Below are 2,063 nucleotides of genomic sequence, written 5' to 3'. Positions count from 1 at the left end.
GAACATGGCGGAATCGAAAACGAATCATTGTTTGCCTACAAGAAAAACATGAAGTCGTTTCAGGAATCAAAATCCACTAAAGAGTTGAGAACACGGATCCATTTTAAAAAGGTTATCGAAGCCCACGAGGAAGGAAAGAAAGATCAGATCCTAACCGTGACCATTGATAGCCCACTGATTAATAAATACAAGCATATCTACGAAGCGGATATGGAAGTACAAGATCAGGATGTCGTGGATCAAAAAACGCTTGAGGAATACGGCAAGCGCTATTTCCGAGAAACTCTGTGCGACATGATTGAAGAAAGCCTTGAGATTGATGTTGTAGGTCAGGCAGATCAACCAGTACACATGTTTGATATCGTGAGCATCTTCCACGAGGACTACGATGTGGATTTGCGAAAAAAAATCACGAAATACAAGTTTAATCCAATGAGCATCAAACTTGTCAGCATCGGTTTTGGTGAAATTGCTAGAAGTTTAGCAGACTCTATCTCAGGAATGGTCAATGATTCTGTCGATAAGAAAATGAAGTCTTATGATGCAGAATATGAAGCGAAAGTGCAGAAGCTTGTAGATAATGCCAATGCTGAGTATGACAAGCAAGCAAAAGAGCTGGAACTTAAAATCACAGACAGGATTGAGCAAGCCAAAGCACAAGCTGAAGTGGTCAAGCAAGAAATCTCAGCGCAAGTCACTGACAAGATCAATGCAGCAAATCAAGCCAATAAAAATGAAATTGTAGAAGAGTTCAAAGCTCAATACAACGGCATTGAATTTAAGATGGAAGGCCTGAAAGCTACTACTGATCAATTAAAGACCAGTGATGCCGATATCCAGAAACTGATCAATGATTTCAAAGATCAGACACAAAACCAATTTGCTGGAATCCAAGGCGCACAATCACGCTTTGAGCAGACTACAGAGAAAGCCATCTCTGACCTGACCAATGTGGCCAACGGCAAAGCAGATCGGTCTTACGTTGAACAGACAGTGGCAGGAGTCAAAGAAGAATTCTCTAGCTCTACTTTTAGCGGTGGACCAAACCTGATTAGGAACAGTGATTTTAAAAATGGTACGAATGAATGGGAATCTACTCAAAATCTGGGAAGATTGGTTAAGCATGGCTTTTATCACAATAGTCAGAAATACCTCATGCGTCTAAGTAATTCAACTCAAAGTGAAAACTTCTTGTATAGTCCACGTTTCGAACTCGAACGAAATACAGACTATATGCTGAATTTCCGAGGATTTAACAACGGTGCTCTGGTCAGTTACGACGTTTTCATTTTAGGAAGAAAAGCAGGCGAGACCAGTGCTTTTTCCGTATCAAAGAAGGTTGTTGATGGCAAAAAATTATCTACTTCTAGATGCGAAGATGTCTCAATAACGTTTAATTCCGGAGAAATAGATAATGCATTCATTCGTTTTGATAACAATGGTGCACGATCCGGTACTGCTGATTTATACATTACAGAGGTTGACTTGTACAAGGGTTACAAACCTCGTCAGTGGCAACCTGCCCCAGAAGATCAGGAATATATCGTAACACAAGCACAAGCCAGCTTTGAACGTACCGCTAATGGGCTAACGCAGAAGGTCACAGCGTTAGAGGCAAGTGCTGATGGACTAGCCTCTAAAATCGCAGAGTATAAGCAGACAGCAGATGGACAATTTACCACAATCACCAGCCAATTGGGCGATATGCTCAAAAAGACGGATATCAATATCACAGATGGCCGAATCTCATTTGGGACCGGAAAAAGTATTGATGGACGAACCATCAGCTCACTACTTGTGCAAGAACCAGAAGCCATTGCTTTGATCGCAAAGATGATCAAAGTTAAAGGTGACATGGTAGTTGATGGGTCTATCACAAGCAGTCATCTGGCATCCCAGAGCGTCCGAACAGGCCACATGGAATCTGGCTCAGTAACAACTCAGATTTTGGCTAGTAATGCGGTAACAGCGGATAAGCTACTAGTGGATTCAGCCATGATCAACAAGCTTGTATCGAATCAAGCATTTATCAGAGAGCTTACATCACAAAAAGCCTTTATCAC

At 41.5% G+C, this 2,063-nt stretch carries 1 protein-coding gene; it reads left to right on the top strand.

Going from position 1 to position 2,063, the window contains the following annotated elements:
- Positions 1-48: 48 nt before the first annotated feature.
- Positions 49-2,063, top strand: a 2,015-nt coding sequence (locus tag HMPREF2926_RS04880; protein WP_305366799.1) for a phage tail spike protein, incomplete at its 3' end; no start/stop codon positions are given.

The sequence above is a fragment of the Streptococcus sp. HMSC078D09 genome (assembly GCF_001813675.1).
Lineage (GTDB): Bacteria > Bacillota > Bacilli > Lactobacillales > Streptococcaceae > Streptococcus.
This window is presented reverse-complemented; position numbering and strand designations above follow the sequence as displayed.